Raw genomic sequence first — 23215 nt, forward strand, 5'->3', positions numbered from 1 at the left:
AGACCACGAGGTTGCCCCAGCGTTGCCTTGTGAGCGCCGGCGAAGGTGTTACTCGACGGCCCCTCGATCGAAGCTACTGTCCCAACGGGTTTCATCCGGAGTTGCGAGAACGGTGGGAGGGGCTGATGTGGGAAGCCGAGCGTTACAACCCATTTGCTTGAGCAGTACGGTCTGGCTTCGGGCTGTTCCTATGGGACTCGGTTCAGCCCCTCCCACAAATGAGTCTGCCCACTCGACTGACCGTTGGCGATGGACGACTTCAGGATCGTTCAGTTAGTGAAATAACCATTCGCTTAGTGGCTAACTCTCGCTTTGAGACGAAGGCAGTCGAGGGATGCAGCGGTGTGCGGCCGCAGGAGCCTGTGCGTCGTTGGCGATCAGCGCCGGGCGAACGTGAAAGTGGTCGAGAAACTTCAGCGCAAGACGGCAGTGCCGCGTTGGACCGCTACGGCCATCCATTCCCCGACGACCTGCCGCAGCAACCGCTTACCGCCTACGTCACGGCCGCGCACCCAAGCCCGTTGTCGTGGCCGGAAACGCCCCTGACGTTTGGTGGCAGGTACAGGATTCGAACCTGTGAAGCTTTCGCGACGGATTTACAGTCCGCTCCCATTGGCCGCTCGGGCAACCTGCCGCCAGACAGGTTACAACGAGCGAGTAGACAAAGCACAAACGCCTATCACCGGATGAAGGGACGGAATGCATGGCGGACTCATCGTTCGACATCGTCAGCAAAGTGGATCGCCAGGAGGTCGACAACGCGCTCAACCAGGCCGCCAAGGAATTGGCCACCCGGTTCGACTTCCGCGGTACCGACACCACGATCGCCTGGAAGGGCGACGAGGCTATCGAGCTGACATCATCCACCGAGGAACGCGTCAAAGCGGCGGTCGACGTCTTCAAAGAGAAGCTGATCCGCCGTGACATCTCGATGAAGGCCTTCGACGCCGGCGAACCGCAGGCCTCCGGCAAGACCTACAAGATCAGCGGCTCCCTCAAGCAGGGCATCAGCAGCGAGAACGCCAAAAAGATCACCAAGCTGATCCGTGACGACGGCCCCAAGAACGTCAAAACCCAGATCCAGGGCGAGGAAATTCGTGTCACCAGCAAAAAGCGAGACGATCTGCAGGCCGTGATCGCGATGCTCAAGCAGGCCGACCTGGACGTGGCGCTGCAGTTCGTCAACTACCGCTGACCTTCGCGCCCTGCGGCGCGGATTTGCGAGTTACTAGCCCGACCAACCGGTGGGTCTCTACGCTGGTGACGGGTCCCACGATGTGAGCGAGGTTCACGATGACCGTGACTCCCCAGCAGGCCGCCGACAGCGGTGCCGCCGAGGCCGGATACTCCGACGTGATCATCGTCGGCGCCGGCATCTCGGGCATCAATGCGGCGTATCGGATCACCGAGAGAAATCCCCACCTGACGTACACCGTTCTGGAGCGGCGCGCGCAAATCGGCGGGACGTGGGACTTGTTCCGTTATCCCGGTGTGCGCTCGGACAGCAGCATCTTCACGCTGTCCTTCCCGTTCGAGCCCTGGACCCGCAAAGAGGGGGTCGCCGACGGCGTGCACATCCGCGAGTACCTGGCCGCCACCGCGCGCAAGTACGGCATCGACCGGCACATCCGGTTCAATAGCCATGTGCGTTCGGCGGACTGGGACTCCGCTACCGACACCTGGACCGTCACCGTCGAGCAGGACGGGGCACGCAAGCTGTACCGCGGCCGCTTCCTGTTCTTCGGCAGCGGCTACTACAACTACGACGAGGGTTACACCCCCGACTTCCCGGGCATCGAGCAGTTCGAGGGCACCGTGGTCCACCCGCAGCACTGGCCCGAAGACCTGGACTACAGCGGCAAGCAGGTCGTGGTGATCGGCAGTGGCGCGACCGCGGTCACGCTGCTCCCCTCGTTGACGGACCGCGCCGCGAAAGTGACCATGCTGCAGCGCTCGCCGACCTACCTCATTTCGGCATCCAAGTATGGCGCAGTCGCAGCGCTGGCTCGAAAGCTGTTGCCCCGCAGACCCGCTCATCTCGTCATCCGCATGTACAGCGCCCTGACGGAGGCGGTGTTCTTCGCATTGTCGCGCAAGGCGCCGGGGCTGGTGCGGTGGCTGCTGCGGCGCAAAGCGATCAGCAGCCTGCCCCCCGGTTACGACGTCGACACGCACTTCAAGCCGCGCTACAACCCGTGGGACCAGCGGATGTGCCTGATCCCCGACGCCGACCTGTACAACGCCATCACCGCGGGCGGCGCCGAGGTGGTCACCGATCACATCGACCATTTCGACGCGACGGGTATCGCGCTGAAATCCGGTGGACACCTCGCCGCCGACATCATCGTCACCGCCACGGGCCTGCAGCTGCAGGCGCTAGGTGGAGCCGCAATCAGCCTGGACGGCAACGAGATCAAGGCCAGCGACCGTTTCGTCTACAAAGCGCACATGCTCGAAGACGTCCCGAACCTGTTCTGGTGCGTGGGCTACACCAACGCGTCGTGGACGCTGCGCGCCGACATCACCGCCCGGGCCACTGCGAAGCTGATAGAACACATGGGCTCGCACGGCTACACCCACGCCGCCCCACATCGGGGCAACGAGCCGATGGCCGAGAAGCCGTCGTGGGACATCAATGCCGGTTACGTGCTGCGCTCGGTGCATATGCTGCCGAAGTCGGGCACCAAGCGGCCGTGGAACGTGCGACAGAACTATCTGGCCGACGCCCTCGACTACCGGTTCGACCGCATCGAGGAGGCGATGGTGTTCGGCCGGGTCGACGACCGGGCGCCGCTGGCCGGCTAGCGCTAGCCCGCCGCCGGGGGCCTGGCCATGACCGACGGTTTGAATCCGTAGGTCGGCAGGTTGCGCCACCCACCTTGTCCGACCATCGTCCCGAACGGCGCCATCGGCATTGGATGCAACCCGTTCGGGGCGGGCGACACCTCGGACGTCGCGCTCGTCAGCGCGGCGACCCCCGGGTTGGTGACGGCGGTGACCGGAGCCCAGCTGGGCGGGACGGACAGCGCTCCCAGCGGAACCGCGCGCCCCACCCCGGCTGCCACCGACCCCGCGTGGCCCGCACCGGCTCCGGCCGCGCCCAGCGCAGTGGCGCCGTTTCCCGCCGCCTGAGCCGCCGAGGAGGCCGCGGGTGCCAGAGCCTTCCCGAATGTGCTCATGGCCGTGATCCCGTTGCTGATCTGCCCGAAGGACTGTGCCGTCTGAACACCTACCTGCCCCGACGGGATATACGGCACAACGTATTTCGAGTACATCGAGGCCATGTCGTCGAACGGGGTGTTCTCCGAAATCCATTCATCGATCGGCTTGAGGTTGCCGAAGGTGGGCTCAGTCAGGGTCTGCGAGTTCGCCGCGGCCTGCTCGTTCGCGTTCGCCGCGACGTCCTGCGCCCCGTTCTGACCCGAATTGCCAACGGCTTTCGCGACCGCGGCGGCCTGCTCGGACGATGCGCCGGGATTGGTCACTTCCACCGGCTCGTCGAAGTCCGTCAACTGCGTGGCCGCCGCCGAGGATTCCGCGTAGCCGTACATAGCCGCGGCGTCCTGTGCCCACATCTCGAAGTACGCCGCCTCGACGGTCGCGATGGCGGCACTGTTCTGTCCCAAGACATTCGATGCGATCAGCGACGCGAGGAGCGCGCGGTTGGCCGCGATCACCGGTGGGGGCACCGTCAGCGCGAACGCCGTCTCGTAGGCTGCCGCCGCCATGGTCGCCTGGCTGCAGGCCAGTTCGGAGTTTCCCCCGCTGGTGCGCAGCCACGTCACACACGGGGTGGTCGCCGCAGCCAGGGCCAACGCCGACGGGCCCAACCACGGTCCACCGGTCAGTGCGGAGATGACCGACTGAAAGGAGGCCGCGCTGCTGTGCAACTGTGCGGCCAACTCACCCCAGCTTGCGGCGGCGGCCAACAACGGACCCGCTCCCGGGCCCGCGTACAGGCGCCCGGAGTTGATCTCCGGCGGCAGTAGCGCGTAGTCCACGTGCGTGTCTCCGTCCTACAGCGCCGAGGCGGCGTCGTTCGCGGCCTCGGTGGCCGCGTAAGTTCCCGCGCTCTGCGCCAGGGTTGCCGCCAGCAATTCATGCACCGCGAGCGCCCGGGCGACCAGCGCCTGAAACCGCACCGCGTGGGCAGCGAACTGCGCCGCCGTCAACACGGACACCTCGTCGGCGGCGGCCGGTACGACCCCCGTCGTACCGATGGCCGCGGCCGCATTGCCGACGTTAAGCGCCGCGGTGATCGACGCGAGATTGCTCGCCGCCGCCGACAGCTTCTCTGGCTGCACAGTCACGAAAGACATATTGTTTTCCCTTCAGCGTGTGTTCGGATGTCGCGAAACGCTAAACGAGGGTTTGGCGAAACAAATGTCAACAATTTATTGAAATGGACTCTGAGCTTGCCTTTCCGGCAACACTCATGCTGATTTTTAGGCTGAGCGCGTGGCTCACCAGTGGCTTTGAGGCAGTTGGTTTTTGGCGAAATGGCATCGGCCATCGTCTGTTGCCGGACATGGCGTCGCTTCCCTTGCTTAGTCAAAAGCGCGTCATCCCGGGGAAACAATATGAATTCCCCATGCATTTTGAGGCGGTTCCGCACAAACCACCGCCGCCGGCAGAGCGAACGCAAATATTGTCGCGCACAAATATGAATTCAGCATGGACAGCCGCGAATACCACGCCGGCCCGTGCGAGGTGTGCAGGCACGGTGCCCCCCTGCTTCGTAAACTCCTACAAAATCGCAGGTGTCGGCAATACGCTGATCGCCATGGCATCTGAGAAGCGCGAACCCAAAGTCGTCGTCCTCGGTGGCGGTTCCTGGGGCACCACCGTGGCCTCAATCTGCGCGCGTCGCGGGCCGACGCTGCAGTGGGTGCGCTCCGAGGCGACCGCCGCCGACATCAACGACAACCACCGCAACAGCCGTTACCTCGGCAACGACGTCGTGCTGAGCGACACCCTGCGCGCCACCACCGACTTCGCCGAGGCGGCGAACTCGGCGGACGTCGTCGTGATGGGCGTTCCCTCGCACGGGTTTCGGGGGGTGCTGAGCGAGCTGGCCAAGGAGCTGCGACCGTGGGTGCCGGTGGTGTCACTGGTCAAGGGGCTCGAGCAGGGCACCAACATGCGGATGTCGCAGATCATCGAGGAGACGTTGCCCGGCCACCCCGCGGGCATCCTGGCCGGGCCGAACATCGCGCGCGAGGTGGGCGAGGGTTATGCCGCCGCGGCGGTACTGGCGATGCCCGACCAGCATCTGGCGACCCGGCTGTCGGGCTTGTTCCGCACGCGGCGCTTCCGCGTGTACACCACCGACGACGTCATCGGGGTGGAGATGGCCGGCGCGCTGAAGAACGTCTACGCCATCTCTGTCGGGATGGGCTACTCGCTGGGCATCGGGGAGAACACTCGTGCGCTGGTGATCGCCCGCGCGCTGCGCGAGATGACGAAGCTGGGCGTCGCCCTGGGCGGCAATCCGGACACCTTCCCGGGCCTGGCCGGCCTGGGCGACCTGATCGTCACCTGTACCAGCCAGCGCAGCCGTAACCGACACGTCGGTGAACAACTGGGAGCGGGCAAGCCGATCGACGAGATCATAGCCTCGATGAACCAGGTCGCCGAAGGCGTCAAGGCCGCCAGCGTGATCATGGAGTTTGCCAACGAATTCGGCCTGACGATGCCGATCGCCCGTGAAGTCGACGCCGTGATCAACCACGGCTCCACCGTCGAGGAGGCCTATCGGGGCCTCATCGCCGAGGTACCCGGCCATGAGGTGCACGGCTCCGGCTTCTGAGTCGTTTAACGCCAGGAAATTCAAATCTTTGCGTTCTCTATGGGCCGCGCCCGTCGGCTTGACCGCCCTGTGCCAGCAAAATACCGTCGATCCAGGCAGCCAGCGGTTCCGGGCGCGATCCTGCGGGTCCGTTCGTTCGTAATCGTCTGTACGCCAGCGCGTTACGAAGAGGTAATGAGCGCACAATGGGGCGGATATCGGTACATCCCCCGCTAACACCTACCGAGGGACGCGACCGATGCACAACGTTGAACAGTCGGGCGAGAAGACCCGTACCCCAACCCGGACCGAGCCGCGTATCGATCGGTTGCGCAGCGTCGTCCGGCACGACCTGCCGTCCTCACTCGTGGTCTTCCTGGTGGCACTGCCGTTGTCGCTGGGCATCGCGATCGCTTCGGGCGCCCCTGTGCTCGCCGGCCTGATCGCCGCGATCGTCGGCGGCATCATCGTCGGCTCGCTGGGCGGATCCCCGCTACAGGTCAGCGGTCCCGCGGCCGGACTGACGGTGGTCGTCGCCGGCCTGGTGTCCGATTTCGGTTGGGGCATCACGTGCTTGATCACCGTTGCCGCTGGGGCCGTGCAGGTCCTGCTGGGCCTCAGCCGCGTTGCGCGCGCCGCCCTGGCGATCTCACCGGTGGTCGTGCACGCCATGCTGGCCGGCATCGGCATCACGATCGCCCTGCAGCAGGCGCACGTGTTGCTCGGCGGGAAATCCAAAAGCACGGCCTGGCACAACCTCATCGGACTGCCCGGCCAGATCATCGGTGCGCACCGCCCCGGGGTGATCCTGGGGGTGCTGGTGATCGTCATCCTGGTGGCGTGGCGATGGGTTCCGGCCAAAGTGCGCCGCGTCCCGGGTCCCCTGGTCGCCATTGTCGCGGTGACGGTGATTTCGGTGGTCTTCCCGTTCCACGTGCGCCGGATCGACCTGGAGGGGTCGCCGCTGGATGCGCTGCAGTTGCCGGAGCTGCCCCACGGCAACTGGGGCGCGATCGCGATCGGGGTGATCACGGTGGCGCTCATCGCCAGCGTCGAGAGCCTGCTGTCGGCGGTGTCGGTCGACCGGATGCACCACGGGCCACGTACCGACTTCAACCGCGAACTGGTGGGGCAGGGAGCCGCCAACATCGTGTCGGGCGCAATCGGCGGGCTACCGGTGACCGGAGTGATCGTCCGCAGCTCGACAAATGTCAACGCGGGGGCCAAATCTCGCGCCTCGGCGATCATGCACGGAGTCTGGATCCTGCTATTCACCATCCCGTTCGCCGGGCTGGTCGAGGAGATCCCCACCGCCGCCCTGGCCGGGCTGCTCATCGTCATCGGGATCCAGCTGCTGAAGCCGGCTCACATCGAAACCGCAATGAAGCACGGTGATCTCGCGGTCTACGTCGTGACGGCCGTCAGCGTCATCTTCCTCAACCTCCTGCACGGAGTCATGATCGGACTCGCGCTGGCGATCGCGCTCACCGGATGGCGGGTGATCCGGGCCAAGATCGAAGCCACGGAGCTGGACGACCAATGGCGGGTGAGCATCGAGGGCGCGGCATGCACCTTCCTGGTGCTGCCGAGGCTGACGCGAGTGCTGTCGTCGCTTCCGCGAGGCGCGACGGTGACCGTGGCCATTGCGGTCCACTACCTCGATCACGCGGCCCACCAGACCATTACCGATTGGAAGCAACAGCATGACGCCACGGGCGGGACGGTTTATCTCGAGGGCTTGAACGAGACGGGCGAACGCGACGCGCACGAACCGCTGGTCGAAGCCGAAAGGCCCGAGGCCGCAGCGTAATTGGCCGGGGCCCGGAGCCTCAGTCGACGTCGATGCGGATGTGCAACCGTTTACCGCATACCTGGGCCAACCGTTGGAGCACGTCGACACGGGGCACCTCGGTCCCGTCTTCCCACGCGGCAACGGCTTCGCGAGTGGTGCCGAGCGCCTCAGCCAGCTGGGCCTGGTTCATCCCCGCGCCGGCTCGTGTCTCGAAGATCAAGTCGGGCAGATCCAGTGCCAGCCCGGCTTCGTGAATATCGATTGAATTAGCATCCGGCATCGCAATCACGGCCCTTCATGAATGGCCAGCACAAGGACTACAGCTACGTCCGATGTTACTTGCCGTTTGGGCTCTATGCACGCGGTGTTTACTTGCCACCGTTCCCTAACGGCCTGAGCCACGTCTGCGCCCAATGTGGGGCCATATCCCACACATTCGGTGAGCTGCAGGCCTGGCTCCTTGCCGCCGGGCCTAGCGCCCGGCCATTTCCTCGAGCCGGCGGATCCGGTCCTCGATCGGCGGGTGTGTCGAAAACAGTGACCCGATCCGCTCGCCCGCCCGGAACGGATTGGCGATCATCAGGTGTGCCTGGCTGGCCAGCTGGGGCTCCGGCGGCAGCGGGGCCGCCTGGACCCCGCCGGAGATCTTGCGCAGAGCCGACGCCAGCGCCAGCGGGTCACCCGTCAGCACCGCGCCCGACTCGTCGGCCTGGTATTCGCGTGACCGCGACACCGCCAACCGCACCACCGTCGCCGCGATCGGTCCCAGCAGCGAAACCAGCAGCAGCGCAAAGGGATTCTCGCCGTCACGGTCGTTACCGCCGAACAAGCCGGCGAACATGGCCATGTTGGCCAGCGCGGTGATCACCGACGCCAGCGCCCCCGCAATGCACGAGATCAGGATGTCGCGGTTGTAGACGTGCGAAAGCTCGTGTCCCAGTACGGCGCGCAACTCGCGCTCGGTGAGGATGTCCAGAATTCCGGTGGTGCAGCAGACCGCCGCGTTGCGGGGGTTGCGCCCGGTCGCGAACGCATTGGGGGCGTTGGTGTCGCTGATGTACAGCCGGGGCATCGGCTGGTGCGCCGCGGTGGCCAGCTCTCGCACGATCCGGTACATCGCCGGCGCCTGCACCTCCGAGACCGGCTGCGCGTGCATCGCCCGCAGCGCCAGCTTGTCGCTGTTGAAATACGTGTAGACGTTCATGCCGATGGCGAACAGCACGGCAAGGAACATCGCGGTCCTGCCGAACAGCGACCCGACGAACACGATCAACGCGGACATGCCAACCAACAACGCGAACGTCTTGAACGTGTTGTGATGCGGATGCCAGGTCATCGGTGTCCTTACCTTTCGAACACTCGGGAACGCGCGTTACTGCCGATTACAGCTCATTGAACGCCCGAGATGCCCTTATTGGTTCCGCGGGACCGTCGACAGCGACGCTAGCCGTGCCGACTGATCGTGTAATCGACCAGCGTCTGCAACGCGTGGCGGCCGGGGACGTCCGGTAACAGGGCCAGCTCCTGGCGCGCCTGCTCGGCGTACTCGTGAAGCGACCGCTTGGCCTTGGCCATGCCCGGCGAGGCCCGCAACAGCGCCAGCGCCTCGGCCACCGCGGCGTCGTCTTCGATGGGCCCGACCAGCAGCTCGCGCAGCCGCGCCGCCTCGGGGCCGGGTTCGCGCAGCGCGTAGACCATCGGCAAGGTGTGCACGCCCTCGCGCACGTCGGTGCCGGGCAGCTTGCCGGACTCGTGGGAGTCGCTGTCGATGTCGATGATGTCGTCGGAGATCTGGAACGCGGTGCCCACGATGCCGCCGAGGCGGCTCAGCCGCTCCACCTGATCGGCGTCCGCACCCGAGAACATCGCGCCGAACCGGCCCGCCGCGGAGATCAGGCACGCGGTCTTCTCGTACACCACTTTCAAGTAGTGCTCGATCGGGTCCGATCCCTCGACGAAACCGCGCGTCTCACGCATCTGCCCCGTCACCAACTGGGCGAACGTCTCGGCGATCAGCCGCACCGCCTCGGGCCCCAGCCGGGAAACCAACCGGGAGGCCGTGGCGAACAGATAGTCCCCCGCCAGGATCGCGACGTTGTTGCCCCAGCGCACGTTCGCGGTGGGCGTGCCGCGGCGAACCTCCGCCTCGTCCATGACGTCGTCGTGGTACAGCGTGGCCAGGTGCACCAGCTCGATGACGGCGCCGGCAATGGTGACATCCGCGCTGTCCGCATTGGGTCCGATCTGCGCCGACAGCACCGTGAACAGCGGCCGGAACCGCTTGCCGCCGGCCTTGAACAGGTGCGTCAGCGACTCGGTCATGATGTCGTCGGCGCTGCGCAGCTCGGTGTCCATGAGCTGCTCGATCCGCCCCACACCGTCCCGTACGGTCGCCGCGAAAGCGGGGTTGCCGAAGTCGACGCCCGCCACCACCGTTGCCGGAGTACTCACGGCACCAAACATACTGGTGTGCATGAAGACGGGAGTGACCCGAGCCCAAGTGGTGGTCGTGGGCGCGGGACCCGCCGGTTCGGCGGCGGCGGCATGGGCCGCCCGCGCGGGCAAGGACGTACTGGTCGTCGATTCGGCCAGCTTTCCCCGCGACAAGGCCTGCGGCGACGGGCTGACCCCGCGCGCGGTCGCCGAGCTGGAACGGCTGGGGCTGCGCGACTGGCTGGACACCCGCATCCGGCATCGGGGACTGCGGATGAGCGGGTTCGGCGGCGAGGTGGAAGTCGACTGGCCCGGCCCGTCCTTCCCGTCGACCGGGAGCGCGGTGGCCCGCTTCGAACTGGACGACCAGATCCGCAAAGTCGCCGAAGATTCCGGGGCGCGGATGCTACTCGGCACCAAGGTCGTTGCCGCACAACATGATTCATCGGGCCGGGTCACCTGCGTGACGTTGGCCGACGGCACCGAGGTGAGCTGCCGTCAGCTGATCGTCGCCGACGGTGCCCGCTCGTCGCTGGGCCGGAAGCTGGGCCGGCGCTGGCACCAGGAGACGGTGTACGGGGTCGCCGCCCGCGGCTATCTGACCACCGCGCGGGCCGACGACCCGTGGCTGACGTCGCATCTGGAACTGCGCTCTCCCGACGGCGCGGTCCTGCCCGGCTACGGCTGGATCTTCCCGCTGGGCAACGGCGAGGTGAACATCGGCGTCGGAGCACTGTCGACGTCCAGACGGCCCGCCGATCTGGCGCTGCGGCCGCTGATCGACTACTACACCGACCTGCGCCGCGACGAGTGGGGCTTTACCGGCCAGCCGCGGGCGGTGGCCTCGGCGCTGCTGCCGATGGGTGGCGCGGTGTCGGGGGTGGCCGGCGCCAACTGGATGCTGATCGGCGACGCCGCGGCCTGCGTGAACCCACTCAACGGGGAGGGCATCGACTACGGCCTCGAGACCGGGCGGCTGGCCGCCGCGCTGCTGGACTGCCCCGACCTGTCGCAGGTGTGGCCGTCGCTGCTGCAGCAGCACTACGGCCGCGGCTTCTCGGTGGCACGCAGGCTGGCGCTGCTGCTGACCTTCCAGCGGTTCCTGCCGTCGACCGGACCGATCGCGATGCGATCGACGACGCTGATGACAATCGCCGTGCGGGTCATGGCCAATTTGGTCACCGACGACGACGCGGACTGGGTGGCGCGCGCCTGGCGGGGCGGCGGGCGGCTCTCACGGCTGCTGGACCGCCGAACGCCGTTCAGCTGACGCACATCGCAGCTGGTCGGCGGGTTGCGGTCCCGCGTGGGGGCCCAAAAATCGGCGATGGGCTTTCGCCCGCGCAGCCGGAACGGGGCGTGTATAGTCCAGCTAATGAAGGGAACGACGCTGGCTACTATCGGAGCCGCCGCTGCCATTGCGCTCGCCGCGCTGGCCGCGCCGGCGCAGCTCTCCGTGCCGGCGCAGGCGGATCCGCCGCCGACAGCGCCATACCCCACCCCGCGGACGCCGTCGCCCCCGAGCGACTACGACGCTCCGTTCAAGAACACCGTCAACGGCTTTGGCATCTACCAGCCGCAGGACCAGTTGGCCTGGCTCGGCAAGATCACCTGCGAGCGGATCGGCCGGGGCGTGGACGGCGACGCGTACAAGTCGGCGACGTTCATCCAGCGCAACCTGCCACGTGGCACCACCCAGGGTCAGGCGTTCCAGTTCCTCGGCGCCGCGGTCGACCACTACTGCCCCGACCAGGTCGGCTTCGTGCAAGCCGCCGGCAATCACTAGAACCGTCTCAGCGCAGGGGCTTGTGCCCCGCATGTAGGGCGACGATGCCGCCGGTCAGATTGCGCCAGCGCACCCCGGACCACCCAGCCCGGGTTATCTGCTGCGCCAGCGCCGCCTGATCGGGCCACGCCCTGATCGATTCTGCGAGGTACACGTACGCCTCGGGATTGCTGGACACCGCGCGCGCCACCCGCGGCAGCGCCCGCATCAAGTACTCCTTATAGACGGTGGCGAACAGCGCGTTGCTGGGCGTGGAGAATTCGCACACCACCAGCCGGCCGCCCGGGCGCGTGACGCGGGCCATCTCGCGCAGCCCGGCCTGGGTGTCGACGACGTTGCGCAGTCCGAAACTGATTGTCACGGCATCGAATACGTCGTCGCCGAATGGCAGCCTGGTGGCGTCGCCGGCAACCTTCGGCACGGTGCGCGCCGCACCCGCCGCCAGCATGCCGACCGAGAAGTCGGCGGCCACGCACCACGCCCCGGACTTCTGCAGCTCCACGGTGGACACCGCGGTGCCCGCGGCGAGGTCCAGCACCTTCTGACCGGGCCCGATGGCCAGCGCCGACCGGGTGGCTCTGCGCCAATACCGGTCCTGGCCCATGGACAGCACAGTGTTGGTCAGGTCGTACCGGCGGGCGACGCCGTCGAACATCGACGCGACATCCCGGGGATCCTTGTCCAATTCCGCGCGACTCACGCGAGAAACGCTACCCGCTGGGGGAATGAGGTCGCGCGGTAGGCGTTGTACGTCAGCGTGACTGAAAAAGTTTGGTTTATCACCGGTACATCGCGAGGTTTCGGGCGGGCGTGGACGATCGCGGCCCTGGAGCGCGGCGACAAGGTCGCCGCCACGGCGCGCGACCCGGCCTCGCTGGACGACTTGGTGCGGAAGTACGGCGACGCGCTGCTGCCCATTCGGCTGGACGTGACGGACCGGGCCGCCGATTTCGCGGCGGTCCAGCAGGCGCACGACCACTTCGGCCGGCTCGACATCGTGGTGAACAACGCCGGCTACGGTCAATTCGGTTTCGTCGAGGAACTCTCCGAACAGGACGCACGCGATCAGATCGAGACCAATGTCTTTGGGGCACTGTGGATCACCCAGGCAGCGCTGCCCTATCTGCGCGAGCAAGGCAGCGGCCACATCATTCAGGTGTCCTCGATCGGGGGCATCACCGCGTTCCCGTTGGTCGGCATCTACCACGCGTCGAAGTGGGCGCTGGAGGGCTTCTCGCAGGCGCTGGCGCAGGAGGTCGCGCCGTTCGGTGTGCACGTCACGCTGATCGAGCCCGGTGGTTTCGACACCGACTGGGCCGGCGACTCGGCCAGGCACGCCGATCCGCTGCCGGCCTATGACGAGGTTCGCGCCGCCGTCCAAGCGGAGCGCAGCCGCCGGTGGGCGAGCCCCGGTGATCCGTCGGCGTCCGCAGCCGCCGTGTTGAAGGTGGTTGACGCCGAAAAGCCGCCGCTGCGAGTGTTTTTCGGATCTTCACCGCTGGAAACGGCCAAGGCCGACTACGAGAGCCGGCTGCGGAACTGGGCGGAATGGCAGCCCGTCGCTGAGCTCGCGCAGGGGTAACTTGGTGACTACCTAGCGTGCGCCTCCACGACTCCTGTTGTCATGGCATCGCCGCGGCCCACGCGATGTGGCCGTCGTAGCCATGTTCGTTGGCCATGGCGCGATACCGATTCCTGAAGTCCTGGTAGGAGGCGTCGTCACCGCGCGCTCGCGCCAGCAGCGCGCGTAGTCGTAGCACCCAAACCTCACGTATCGCCAGAACCTCCGCGGCCGGTTCGCGTGCCAGCCGCTCGAGTGCCGCCTCGGCCTGCATCAGATGTTCGGCGGGTGCGTGATCGAGCAGTGCCTCCACCAGAGCGCCCGTCGCGGGAAGGCCCCACCCCAGCCCCAAACCCTTGCGGAACAGATGGTCGACCGTGGCATGCATGAGCGGGATGGCCTCAGTGCTATCTCCACGCCGAACCCTCTCACGCGCCAAGTACATCTCGACGATCGATAACTGCGACAGCAGGTATTTCGGGCGTGCGGACCCGTCATTGAGTTCGGCCAAAAGCCGATGCCCTCGGTCACGGTCAATGCCTGCATCCCGATGCACCAGCGCAACGCCCAACGTCATGCGGGCGATCGCCAGCGCCATATCGTCACCGGATCGTTCGGCGATCTTCAACGAATTCTCGATCTCGCGTACCGCACGATCGTCGGATCTCACTGCGCCGAAAGCTATTCCCGCGAAGTAGACGTACGCGGCAACCGTGACGTAGGACATGGGGTCGGTGCTGCGCGCCATGGCCAGGCCCTGCTCGAGGCCTTCCCGCCATCCGTCACGGCCGAGGGCATAACGCGCGATAGCCCGGTTCGTCAACGCCAGCGCCAAGGGGGATCCGATGATGAAGTTGCCTTTGGCCGGGTCACCGTCGGCGAGGTCGATGACTTGCTGGGACCACCGCAACACATCCACGTATTCGACGTTCTCACCTTTGGCGAAGATCGGGGCGACGGACAATCCCACCGTCAGGACGGGGTCGCCGATCGGCTCGATGAGGGCCATCGCCTCCGATGCCACCTGCGAGGCTTCGCGCCGCCGGTCGTCAAGCGCAAGATCCATCACCAGTCCTACCATCGCGATGGCCAGTGACCCCTTATCACCTGCGGCTGCGCACAATTCGCGAAATTCGTCGAAGCGCTCGCCTGCCACGTGCTCATTGACCCGGAAGGCGATGCCGCACAGCATGGTTCGGGGGGCAATCCGCATGGCCAGTCGGTTCGGATCATCGGCGGGCAGGCCGTCGGCGATCGATCGGGCACGTTCCCAGCTCAGCCACGCCGCGGCGATGTCGCGGTTGGTCGCCCATGCCGCGGCTCGCATGTGCCAGCCATAAGCGCCATGCCCATCACCGGCTGCCTCCAAATGACCGGCGATCAAGGCGGCATTCTCATCCGCCGCCGCCGGGGCACGTGATTCGATCGCGCCCGCGATGCGCCGGTGCACCTCGGCGCGGTCCGATCTGAGCTGCGATTCGTAGGCCACCGTGCGAATCAGCGGATGGTAGAACACATACTCGGGCTGCTGGCTGGTCTCGACCTGATTGATGAGCTGGGCCGACACCAGTTCCTCGAGCACCGGCTCAATGCCCAAAGTCTCCAGGAGATCCCGATTGAAGTTCGAGCCGATGACCGCCGCCGCGCTCAGGGTGCGTTTCGCCTGCGCGCCCAGCCGGTCGATGCGCGCGGCGATAGTGGCCTGCAGCGTGGCAGGCACGCGCACCGCGGCGCCTTCGGTGGTCGAGATATACGTGCCCGAATTGCCCTGTAACACACCGCGATCAGCGAGCTCCCGCACTATCTCTTCGGCGAAGAACGGGTTTCCGGCCGCGCGCTCGGTGATCATCGTGGCCAACTCGCCGACTGACGGGTGCGCACCGAGCAGCTGCGAGACCAATCCTGCGGTCTCCGGCTCGCTCAGTGGCGAAAGGCCAATGGTTCGGGCGCCAGCCACCCGGCTCAACGCGCCCTGATATTCGGGGCGGTAGGTGACGAGCACCAGTGTCCGTGTCTTCGGGATCACGGCGATGAAATCGGCCAGCAGGGACTCGCTGACCTCATCGAGCCAATGGGCGTCTTCGATGACGAACAGCGCCGGGGTTCCGCGGGCCAGGGACGCGGCGTTGACCAACCCGGTCAACCGTCGCCTCCGCGCATCCGGATCGATCTTGGGCAGCTCCACATCGGGATCGGCGATGCCCAGCAGGTCGTTCAGGAGCAGCAAGTCCTCCGGCTCCGCCTCGCGCGCCCGAGCCCTGATCCGTGCCCGTGCCGCGGGCGGGTCCAGTCCCTTGATGCGTGTGACCGCGCGCAGCAACCGCCCCACGGCGTGGAACGGAATCTGGCTGGTGTGGGATTCGCACGAGGTGGCGAACACGTCGGCGCCCCGAACGGCCGCCATGGCCGAGACGTCGCGCACCAAGCGGCTCTTGCCGATGCCCGGTGGCCCTACCACTGAAACAACCGCGCCGTGGCCATCGAGTGCGCGTTCAAGCAGGCTCTCGACCGCCGACATCTCTGCGCTTCTACCGATCAGCTTCGACTCGGCCCGCCAGGCACCGCGCTGCTCATCGGCCATGCACAGCAGGCGGTGGGCCGGCACCGGCGTGGTGGAACCCTTGATCCGAACCAACTCGGATTCCCCAAGGTTCGCCGCATCTTCGACGAGGCGAGCTGTCGACGCGCTGAGCATCACCCCGCCCGCCGGAGCCGCCGATTCCATCCGCTGCGCCATGCCGACCTGCTCGCCTATCGCGGTGTAACCGAAAGGCCCGGAGCCGATTTCGCCGGCGATCACCTGACCGGAGTTGAGACCCACCCGCAACTGCAGATGCACGCCGTCGCGGGCATCGACGTCGACGGCAAGCCGCTTCGTCTCCTCCTGCACCCCCAGCGCCGCCAAGCAGGCGCGAACGGCGTGGTCCTCCAACGCAAGCGGCGCGCCGAACACCGCCATGATGCCGTCGCCGGTGAACTTGTCCACCGTGCCGCCGTACCGCTGCACCACCGCCGCACAGAGGTCGGCGACGTCGGCCATGATCTCCCGGAGCCGCTCCGCACCCACCGTCGCCGCGATGTCCATCGAATGCACTACATCGGCGAACAGGACGGTGACCTGCTTGTACTCCGCGCGGGTTTCCGGTCGTTTGACCGGGGAGCCGCAGCCATGGCAGAACGGGGCGTTCTCCAGAGGCTCAGTGCCACAGGTCTGGCACGCCGCTATGGCCGTCATTCGACCCTCCGCCGATCCGGGCCCCCAATGTTTCCAGAGTCCTCAAAGGATAGGCGGTGGGTCACCTCCGCGCACCGGGCGGCAAGTACCGGTAGCGCAAGTCAGGTAGTCGTCTACGCATGTGCTGGTGGGCCAAAGCCCCGAGGCTGAGGCATGAAGGTACTTCGCCGACCAGCCTTGGGGGCCACCATGACCATCACAGTCGACGCGCCGACCTGCCCGAACGTCTTTGATGCCGGACTTCCGACGATTGACTATGAGCATTGCCGAAGCCTCGACGAGGCGCACGAGATCATCAGCCGCGCGCGACGGCAGGCGCCGGTTGCCATCGGCCCCCACGGGCCGGAGTTCTTGACCTATGAATTGGTTCGAACCGTCCTGCGTGACCCGCGATTTCGCGTGCCCCAGGGCATGTTCCTTGCCTCACAAGGCATCACCAGCGGCCCGCTGTGGGAGCGGGTCGCAACGAACCTGATCAGCCTCGACGGGCCCGCGCACCAGCGGCTGCGCCGCCTCGTGTCCAAGGCCTTCACGCCTCGAGCCACCGCACGGTTGAGCACCACGATCGCCGAGGTGATCAACGAACTCCTGGACCACCACACCGCGACCGGGCGCTGCGACGTCGTCAGCGACATTGCCCGTCAATATCCAATCCCGATCATCTGTGCGCTGTTGGGCGCCCCAGCCGAGGATTGGAAACTGTTCTCGGAATGGACGGACGACATCTTCAAGGCCTTCAGCTGGGAGGTCGCCGCGCATGAGCAGAGCATCTTGGCGGCATGGGATGAGCTCGACGCCTACATCGACGGCATGGTCGCCCAGCGGCGCCGCACGCTGACCGACGACCTGCTCTCGGATCTGATCCGCGCGGAGGACGACGGCGATCGCCTCAACGCCGAAGAGCTGCGGATGCTGGTGGCGGGCCTGCTGATGGCCGGCACGGACACCACACGCAACCAGTTGGCCGCCTCAGTGCACGTGCTCCTCGATCACCCCGGCCAGTGGGCGCTGCTGGCCCAGCATCCCGAGCTCGCGGCGAACGCGGTCGAAGAGACGATGCGGCATTCGCCGATCGCCGGCCTCACCCTTCGCATCGCCCTTGAAGACGTCGAGGTCGCCGGATTCACGATCCCGGCCGGCACGCTGGTGATCGCCAACACGGCAGCCGCAAACCGCGACCCCGCCGTCTACGACGACCCCGACCGACTCGACATCACCCGCGTCGACGCCGCACCGATGCAGACCTTCGGCGCAGGCATGCACTACTGCCTCGGAGCCAACCTGGCCCGACTGGAGCTCAGCGAAGCCCTCACGGTCATGGCGCGGCGCATGCCCAACGCCCACCGGTCCGGCCCCGCCCCATGGAAGCCCCTCACCGCCATCAGCGGACCGGCCACGCTGCCAATCGAATTCGACCCGTCCTAGGAACGTCGGCTCATTCGCCCTGCGCGTACCGCCCGGCGACAATCTGCCGTCGAACGAACGGCGACAGCACCGCCTCGTAGTGACCCAGCAACTCGTCGCAGATGACCGGCCAGCTCCGACCGACCACACTGCGCCGGGCTGCCAGGGCATAGCGGGCGCGTTCAGCGATCAGGTGTGCAACCGCGTCGGGCAGGCGGGACTCGAACTCGTTGACGGCCAACAGCAGACCGGTCCGCCACGGTGTGACGAGGTCACGTGGGCCGCCGGCGTCGGGGGCGATCACCGGCAACCCCGACGCCAGCGCTTCTTGCACGACCTGACAAAACGTCTCGTGCTCACCGGGATGCACGAACACGTCCATGCTGGCGTACGCCGCGGCGAGTTCGTCACCGTACAGCGCACCCGTGAAAACCGCTGTCGGCATCGCCGATTGCAGCTTGATGCGGTCGACACCGTCGCCCACGATGACGAGCTGTATCGCGTCGTTGGCAGCCGACCCGATCAGACGCTCGACGTGCTTTTCGGGCGCGAGCCGGCCCACGAACCCGACGATGGGCTTGCCGTGCGGCGACCACTGTCGTCGCAGGGCGTCGTCGCGCGCGGACGGCGCGAACCGCAGCACGTCGACACCGCGGGCCCATCGGTGCACCCGGGGAAACCGATGGGCGACAAGTGATTCCATGGTCACGCTGGATGGCGCCAGGGTACGGTCGGCGAGGCTGTGCAGATGACGGAACCATGCCCAGGCGGCCCGCGCGGTCATCGGGATGCCGTAGCTGTCCGCGAAGCCCGGGACGTCGGTCTGATACACCGCGACCGTCGGCACCCCCAGCCAGCGGGCGGCCCGCACCCCGCCGTAGCCCAGCAGCGCCGGGGAAGCCAGGTGCACCACGTGGGGATCGAATCCGCGCAACACCTTCACCAGCCGGGGCGTGGGCACACCGAGCGGCAGGGTGGTCACCTTGGGGAACATCCGGGACGGCACGCGGTGTACGCGGATGCCGTCGTAGATGCGATCCGCTGGCGGCTGCCCGGGAGGCGTGTCAGGGGCGATGACGAGGGCTTCGTGACCCGTCCGGCGCAGATGCTCGAGCACCCGGATCACCGAGTTGCTGACACCGTTGACTTCGGGGAGGAAGGATTCCGCGACGATGGCAACGCGCACATCACTACCGTGTCAGCGCCGGCTGTCGACAAGGTTGCCTGCGAGCATACGTCATGCGAAATTTGCAGGTCGGACGCTTTTAGCGGGCTGATCTTCGGTCCCGTCCGAGGTTACGTCGCGACGGTCGAGCCACCTGTCCAGCAGCGCCAGCGCAATCAGCATCGCCGCCGCGGCCAGCCAGCCCACCACCGCGATGGAGCCGGCCGGAATGATCGCCAGCCCGGCGTTGCGATGCTGCACGCGCACCAGGTTCGGATCGTTCTTGTTGTACTCGACGTAGATCCGCATCCCGGTGGCCAAATGGGACGGGTAGAGCACACCGAGTTCGGGACGATAGGTGACCCGCTCGGGGGTGACGAATTCGATGGTGGAACGGCGCGGTCCGGCGCTGAGCACCTCCGCCTGCGCGACACCCATGTTGTGGGTGATCGCGAGGTCGTCGCGCCAGGCGCCGGCCACCAGCAGCACGGACTGCAGCGTGACCAGGCCGGCCACGATGAGCACCGCAATTCTGGCCCACCGCAACGCAATCCTGACCCGCGTTTTCGGTGGTTGGTCACTGCGGCCATGAAGCAGTAAGTGCAGCAGAGCTTTTGGGGATATCGCCACTATGTGCGCCTCACAGCGCGGCCTTGATGGCGGCGTGTAGTTGCCGCAGCGACGACCGGTCGGCCTTGACCTCCAGCACCCGCAGTCCGGGTCCGGGTTCGTCGAGCGCCGTGGGTAATTCGCCGACCTCGATCTGCCGGCTCTCGACGTGGTAGGCGCGGCACAGCGCGCCCACGTCGACGTCGTGCGGTGTGCCGAAAATCCGCGACGAGACGTCGGAGAACCGCGGGTCGCCCTGCTCGAGCAGTTCGAAGATGCCGCCGCCGTTGTCGTTGGAGACGACGATCGTCAGCCGGCGCGGGGTGGGCTCGGTGGGGCCGATGAGCAACCCGGAGCTGTCGTGCACGAACGTCAGGTCGCCGATCAGCGCGACGGTGCGCGCCGGGTTGTCCGGGCCGCCCTCGCGCTCGTGCGCGAGAGCCGCCCCGATGGCCGTGGAGACCGTCCCGTCGATCCCGGCAACGCCGCGGTTGGACCGCACTCGGATGCCGCGGGTGTCCAGGCCGACCAGCGCGGCGTCGCGGACCGGGTTGGAGGCCCCGAGTACCAGCTGATCGCCGGGTGCAAGCGCGTCGGCCACGGCGGCCGCGACGTGCAGGCCGGTGGTCAGCGGGTGCGCGTCGAGCTGGCGGCGGACGGCGGCCAGCGCGTGCCGGTCGGTCTCCGCACAGCGGCGCAGCCACGCTGGGTTCGGCGCGCCGGTGGTGACCGCGCGGGTCCCGGTGGCCTGCGAATTGCCCGACACGTCCGGCCAGCGCGGGCCGGTGGTCAGCGCGAACACCGGCACCTGCGGGTCGGCCAGCAACGCCGACACCGGCCGGTGCAGCGTGGGGCGGCCGAGCATGATCACCTGCTTGGGCCGCAGCAGGGGTAGCGCCAGCGGGTGCAGCGGGTTGGCCGGGGCGGGCGCCGTCGGCTCGGCGACGGTCGGCAGTTGCGCCAGGCTGGGCTGCACGCCCGCGCCGTGGCCGGCGATCACGACCGTGTCGGGTGACAGGTCGATGTCCAGCGGCTGGTCGAAGCTGACCGGCGGGGTGTAGGTCCACGGCCGCCCGCCCGGGCGGCCCTGCGGCGTCGCCGTTTGGGGGTCGGGATCGGGCACCAGGGGTTCGCGCAGGGGGATGTCGAACTGCACGGGTCCGGCGTTGGCGGTACGGGATCCGGTGGCGGCCACCAGCACCCTGCAGGTGGCCGATCGCCAGGTGGCGTTGGCCGAATCCAGCCGCTCGGGGGCGTCCTCGGCCAGGCCCAGGCTGATGGTCGCGCGCACCTGCGTGCCGAAGTAGCCCAGCTGCTCCATCGTCTGGTTGGCCCCGGTGCCCAGCAGCTCGTAGGGCCGGTTGGCCGACAGCACGATCAGCGGCACCCGGGCGTAGTTGGCCTCGATCACCGCCGGGCCGAGGTTGGCGACGGCCGTGCCGGACGTCATGGCGACGCAGACCGGCGCGCCGGCGGCGATGGCCAGGCCGATGGCCAGATAGCCGGCAGTGCGCTCGTCGATGCGGACGTGCAGGCGGATGCGGCCGGACCGGTCGGCGTCCTGCAACGCGAAAGCCAGCGGGGCATTGCGCGAACCGGGGCAAAGCACCACGTCGCGGACACCGCCGCGAATCAGCTCGTCAACGACGACGCGAGCCTGGGTCGTCGAGGGGTTCACTCCTACAGGGTGTCACAGCCACCCGACGATGCCCGCCGGGTGCACTCAGCCGGTGGCCTCGCCGAAGAACTTGAGCATGGCGGCGTTGACCTCGTCGGGTCGCTCGAAGAAACCGAGATGGCCGGCGTCGGGTATCTGCACGTAGCGGCCGTTGGGCAGCGCGTCGGCGACCTCGCGGCCCATGTGCGGCGGGGTCAGCACGTCGTCGGAGAAGCCGATGACCAGTACCGGGGTCGTGATGCTGCGGTAGGCGGTCAACCGGCTGGTGTAGGGCGCGATATCGAGCTGCGCGCGCGTGCCCGGGGTGGGCTTGAGCGGCCAGGTGGAAAACATCGCGATCCAGTCCGCGACCGCGGTGTCGTCGTTGAGCGTCTTGCGGGAAAAGTTTTCCAGCAGGCGGATTTTGGCGTCGTAGGCGGCCGGCATTTCGACTCCGGTGTCGGACAGCTCGGCCTCGGCGTCGCGGAAGAACTGCCGGGCTCGGTCCATGCGGCCGCGGGTCCCCATCAGCACCGCCGAGCTGACCAGCTCGGGCCGGGCCAGCATGAGCTCCTGGGCGATGTACGCGCCCATCGACATCCCGACGATGCGGGCCGGGGCCGCATTCAGGTCCTCGATCAGTGCCGCGGTGTCGGCGACCATGGTTTCCGTCGAGAATCCCTGGGCGTTCTCCGTGGCGCCGATTCCGCGATTGTCGAAGGTGATGACGCGGTATCCGGCCGCCAGAAACGCGGGGACTTGATAGGGGTGCCAGGTTCGTCCGGCGCCGCCGTGGCCGGCGATAAATACCACGGGCTCACCGGAGCCGCGGTCGTCGTAAGCCAGGTTGATCACCCGGACGACGGTACAAGCAACCGATGGCAGGCCTTGACCCGGTCGATCCACCACTGCCGCCGTTTTGGAGCCGCCCGCAGCGCCTGCAACCGCTCCGGGTCGGGCGTGACCGGCTCCACCAACAGGGCACCGTCGACGGGCGCGACCGTCTCGGCGACGTCGTCGACGAACAGCCCGCCGGTGCCCAGGCCGCAGGCGTGCCGAAGTCGCGGCAGGGCCGCCGCGGCGCGCAGCCCCGCGCCGATGCCCACCGCCGAATCCAGCGCGCTGGAGACCACGACCGGGATGTCGATCTGCGCGGCGACCTCGAGCATGGCCGAAATCCCGCCCAGCGGAGCGACTTTGAGCACCGCGATGTCGGCGGCGTGCGCCCGGACCACGGCCAGCGGGTCGTCGGCCTTGCGGATGCTTTCGTCGGCGGCGATCGGCACGTCCGGCATATCCGGGCGCCGGCGCAGCTCGGCGAGCTCGTCCACGCCCGCGCAGGGCTGTTCAAGGTATTCCAGGGGACCGTCGGCGGTCAGCGCGGCCGCGGCCCGCACGGCCTCCTCGACGCTCCAGCCGCCGTTGGCGTCCACCCGCACCGTCGGGACCAGTTCGCGCACGGCATTGACCCGCGCGACGTCGTCGGCCAGCGTCTGTCCCGGCTCGGCCACCTTCACCTTGGCCGTGCGGGCGCCGGGAAAGCGGGCTAGCACCTCGCCCACCTGCGTCGCGGGAACGGCCGGCACGGTTGCGTTGATCGGGACGCGGTCGCGAAGGGTCGGCGGCGGCTTCCGGTAGGCGGCTTCGATGCCCGAGGCCAGCCAGTGCGCGGCCTCGCGCGGCTCGTATTCGAGGAAGGCCCCGAATTCGCCCCACCCGGCCGGGCCCTCGATTAGCGCGACTTCGCGGGTGGTGATGCCGCGGAACCGCACCCGCATCGGAAGC

Annotated in this window: 20 protein-coding genes and 1 tRNA gene; 8 read left to right on the forward strand and 13 right to left on the reverse strand. The window is 67.4% G+C overall.

What is annotated here, in order from left to right; all coding sequences use genetic code 11:
• Positions 1-550 precede the first annotated feature (550 nt).
• Positions 551-634: transfer RNA gene (locus tag AC5Y4H_RS14150), tRNA-Tyr, on the reverse strand.
• A 69-nt stretch (positions 635-703) separates the two neighbouring features.
• Here AC5Y4H_RS14150 and AC5Y4H_RS14155 point away from each other — a divergent pair.
• The gene (locus AC5Y4H_RS14155) at positions 704-1195 is read left to right on the forward strand and encodes a YajQ family cyclic di-GMP-binding protein (protein ID WP_499982644.1); all 492 of its coding nucleotides are present in this window, start codon (positions 704-706) and stop codon (positions 1193-1195) included.
• A gap of 98 nt (positions 1196-1293) precedes the next feature.
• Complete coding sequence (locus tag AC5Y4H_RS14160) at positions 1294-2805, forward strand: flavin-containing monooxygenase (RefSeq protein WP_499982646.1); 1512 nt, start codon at positions 1294-1296, stop codon at positions 2803-2805.
• 2 nt (positions 2806-2807) lie between these two features.
• Here AC5Y4H_RS14160 and AC5Y4H_RS14165 read toward each other — a convergent pair whose 3' ends face one another.
• Both AC5Y4H_RS14165 and AC5Y4H_RS14170 read right to left on the reverse strand, forming a co-directional pair.
• Positions 2808-4001: a PPE family protein gene (locus tag AC5Y4H_RS14165; protein ID WP_499982649.1), complete on the reverse strand. Its 1194-nt coding sequence runs from the start codon at positions 3999-4001 to the stop codon at positions 2808-2810.
• A 15-nt stretch (positions 4002-4016) separates the two neighbouring features.
• Complete coding sequence (locus AC5Y4H_RS14170; RefSeq protein ID WP_499982653.1) at positions 4017-4319, reverse strand: PE family protein; 303 nt, start codon at positions 4317-4319, stop codon at positions 4017-4019.
• Between the two features lie 464 nt (positions 4320-4783).
• On the opposite strand from AC5Y4H_RS14170, the gene AC5Y4H_RS14175 reads away from it, so the two are divergent.
• On the forward strand, positions 4784-5809 hold the full coding sequence (locus tag AC5Y4H_RS14175; protein WP_499982654.1) for an NAD(P)H-dependent glycerol-3-phosphate dehydrogenase: 1026 nt from the start codon (positions 4784-4786) through the stop codon (positions 5807-5809).
• A gap of 238 nt (positions 5810-6047) precedes the next feature.
• Positions 6048-7598: a SulP family inorganic anion transporter gene (locus tag AC5Y4H_RS14180; protein ID WP_499982655.1), complete on the forward strand. Its 1551-nt coding sequence runs from the start codon at positions 6048-6050 to the stop codon at positions 7596-7598.
• A gap of 19 nt (positions 7599-7617) precedes the next feature.
• On the opposite strand, the gene AC5Y4H_RS14185 is transcribed toward AC5Y4H_RS14180, so the two are convergent.
• The 3 genes from AC5Y4H_RS14185 to grcC1 all read right to left on the reverse strand — a co-directional run bounded on the left by AC5Y4H_RS14185 (position 7618) and on the right by grcC1 (position 10031).
• Entirely contained in the window at positions 7618-7860 is a 243-nt protein-coding gene (locus AC5Y4H_RS14185; protein WP_499982656.1) for a helix-turn-helix transcriptional regulator, read from the reverse strand.
• Between the two features lie 192 nt (positions 7861-8052).
• Positions 8053-8916 (reverse strand): zinc metalloprotease HtpX, encoded by an 864-nt coding sequence (gene htpX / locus AC5Y4H_RS14190; protein ID WP_499982657.1) that lies wholly within the window; start codon positions 8914-8916, stop codon positions 8053-8055.
• 107 nt (positions 8917-9023) lie between these two features.
• Complete coding sequence (grcC1, locus tag AC5Y4H_RS14195) at positions 9024-10031, reverse strand: nonaprenyl/(2E,6E)-farnesyl/geranylgeranyl diphosphat synthase (protein WP_499982659.1); 1008 nt, start codon at positions 10029-10031, stop codon at positions 9024-9026.
• A gap of 22 nt (positions 10032-10053) precedes the next feature.
• Between grcC1 and menJ the strand changes: the two genes are divergently transcribed.
• Both menJ and AC5Y4H_RS14205 read left to right on the forward strand, forming a co-directional pair.
• Positions 10054-11283 carry a menaquinone reductase MenJ gene (gene menJ / locus AC5Y4H_RS14200; protein WP_499982660.1) on the forward strand — a complete coding sequence of 410 codons (1230 nt, stop codon included), beginning with the start codon at positions 10054-10056 and terminating at the stop codon, positions 11281-11283.
• A 105-nt stretch (positions 11284-11388) separates the two neighbouring features.
• Entirely contained in the window at positions 11389-11799 is a 411-nt protein-coding gene (locus tag AC5Y4H_RS14205) for a DUF732 domain-containing protein (protein ID WP_067355900.1), read from the forward strand.
• A gap of 7 nt (positions 11800-11806) precedes the next feature.
• On the opposite strand, the gene AC5Y4H_RS14210 is transcribed toward AC5Y4H_RS14205, so the two are convergent.
• A complete protein-coding gene (locus AC5Y4H_RS14210; protein WP_499982661.1) occupies positions 11807-12499 on the reverse strand; it encodes a demethylmenaquinone methyltransferase in 693 nt (230 codons plus the stop codon).
• A 57-nt stretch (positions 12500-12556) separates the two neighbouring features.
• On the opposite strand from AC5Y4H_RS14210, the gene AC5Y4H_RS14215 reads away from it, so the two are divergent.
• Entirely contained in the window at positions 12557-13381 is an 825-nt protein-coding gene (locus AC5Y4H_RS14215) for an SDR family oxidoreductase (protein ID WP_499982664.1), read from the forward strand.
• A 40-nt stretch (positions 13382-13421) separates the two neighbouring features.
• Here AC5Y4H_RS14215 and AC5Y4H_RS14220 read toward each other — a convergent pair whose 3' ends face one another.
• A complete protein-coding gene (locus tag AC5Y4H_RS14220) occupies positions 13422-16595 on the reverse strand; it encodes an ATP-binding protein (RefSeq protein WP_499982666.1) in 3174 nt (1057 codons plus the stop codon).
• A 189-nt stretch (positions 16596-16784) separates the two neighbouring features.
• Between AC5Y4H_RS14220 and AC5Y4H_RS14225 the strand changes: the two genes are divergently transcribed.
• Positions 16785-18020: a cytochrome P450 gene (locus tag AC5Y4H_RS14225; RefSeq protein ID WP_499982667.1), complete on the forward strand. Its 1236-nt coding sequence runs from the start codon at positions 16785-16787 to the stop codon at positions 18018-18020.
• 10 nt (positions 18021-18030) lie between these two features.
• Here the strand turns inward: AC5Y4H_RS14225 and AC5Y4H_RS14230 are convergent, their stop codons facing one another.
• From AC5Y4H_RS14230 to AC5Y4H_RS14250, 5 genes are read right to left on the reverse strand one after another with little or no spacing between them, the layout of a single operon-like run.
• A complete protein-coding gene (locus tag AC5Y4H_RS14230; RefSeq protein WP_499982668.1) occupies positions 18031-19185 on the reverse strand; it encodes a glycosyltransferase family 4 protein in 1155 nt (384 codons plus the stop codon).
• A 51-nt stretch (positions 19186-19236) separates the two neighbouring features.
• On the reverse strand, positions 19237-19794 hold the full coding sequence (locus AC5Y4H_RS14235; RefSeq protein WP_499982670.1) for a DUF3592 domain-containing protein: 558 nt from the start codon (positions 19792-19794) through the stop codon (positions 19237-19239).
• Between the two features lie 10 nt (positions 19795-19804).
• Positions 19805-21451, reverse strand: coding sequence for a 2-succinyl-5-enolpyruvyl-6-hydroxy-3-cyclohexene-1-carboxylic-acid synthase (menD, locus tag AC5Y4H_RS14240; protein ID WP_499982672.1), 1647 nt, complete (start codon positions 21449-21451; stop codon positions 19805-19807).
• Positions 21452-21496: 45 nt separating this feature from the next.
• Positions 21497-22285 carry an alpha/beta fold hydrolase gene (locus AC5Y4H_RS14245; protein WP_499982673.1) on the reverse strand — a complete coding sequence of 263 codons (789 nt, stop codon included), beginning with the start codon at positions 22283-22285 and terminating at the stop codon, positions 21497-21499.
• Positions 22282-23208, reverse strand: a complete 927-nt coding sequence (locus AC5Y4H_RS14250; protein WP_499982849.1) for an o-succinylbenzoate synthase — start codon at positions 23206-23208, stop codon at positions 22282-22284. The genes AC5Y4H_RS14245 and AC5Y4H_RS14250 overlap by 4 nt, the downstream gene beginning before the upstream one ends.
• Positions 23209-23215: the final 7 nt, after the last annotated feature.

The sequence above is a fragment of the Mycobacterium sp. NGS58 genome, assembly GCF_059812385.1.

Bases quoted from the DNA above. Each gene is read 5' to 3' on its own strand.
- AC5Y4H_RS14180 (WP_499982655.1), top strand. From the start codon at position 6,048: ATGCACAACGTTGAACAGTCGGGCGAGAAGACCCGTACCCCAACCCGG.
- AC5Y4H_RS14220 (WP_499982666.1), bottom strand. From the start codon at position 16,595: ATGACGGCCATAGCGGCGTGCCAGACCTGTGGCACTGAGCCTCTGGAG.
- AC5Y4H_RS14155 (WP_499982644.1), top strand. From the start codon at position 704: ATGGCGGACTCATCGTTCGACATCGTCAGCAAAGTGGATCGCCAGGAG.
- AC5Y4H_RS14160 (WP_499982646.1), top strand. From the start codon at position 1,294: ATGACCGTGACTCCCCAGCAGGCCGCCGACAGCGGTGCCGCCGAGGCC.
- AC5Y4H_RS14250 (WP_499982849.1), bottom strand. From the start codon at position 23,208: ATGCGGGTGCGGTTCCGCGGCATCACCACCCGCGAAGTCGCGCTAATC.
- AC5Y4H_RS14225 (WP_499982667.1), top strand. From the start codon at position 16,785: ATGACCATCACAGTCGACGCGCCGACCTGCCCGAACGTCTTTGATGCC.
- AC5Y4H_RS14205 (WP_067355900.1), top strand. From the start codon at position 11,389: ATGAAGGGAACGACGCTGGCTACTATCGGAGCCGCCGCTGCCATTGCG.
- menJ (WP_499982660.1), top strand. From the start codon at position 10,054: ATGAAGACGGGAGTGACCCGAGCCCAAGTGGTGGTCGTGGGCGCGGGA.
- AC5Y4H_RS14170 (WP_499982653.1), bottom strand. From the start codon at position 4,319: ATGTCTTTCGTGACTGTGCAGCCAGAGAAGCTGTCGGCGGCGGCGAGC.
- AC5Y4H_RS14175 (WP_499982654.1), top strand. From the start codon at position 4,784: ATGGCATCTGAGAAGCGCGAACCCAAAGTCGTCGTCCTCGGTGGCGGT.
- AC5Y4H_RS14185 (WP_499982656.1), bottom strand. From the start codon at position 7,860: ATGCCGGATGCTAATTCAATCGATATTCACGAAGCCGGGCTGGCACTG.
- htpX (WP_499982657.1), bottom strand. From the start codon at position 8,916: ATGACCTGGCATCCGCATCACAACACGTTCAAGACGTTCGCGTTGTTG.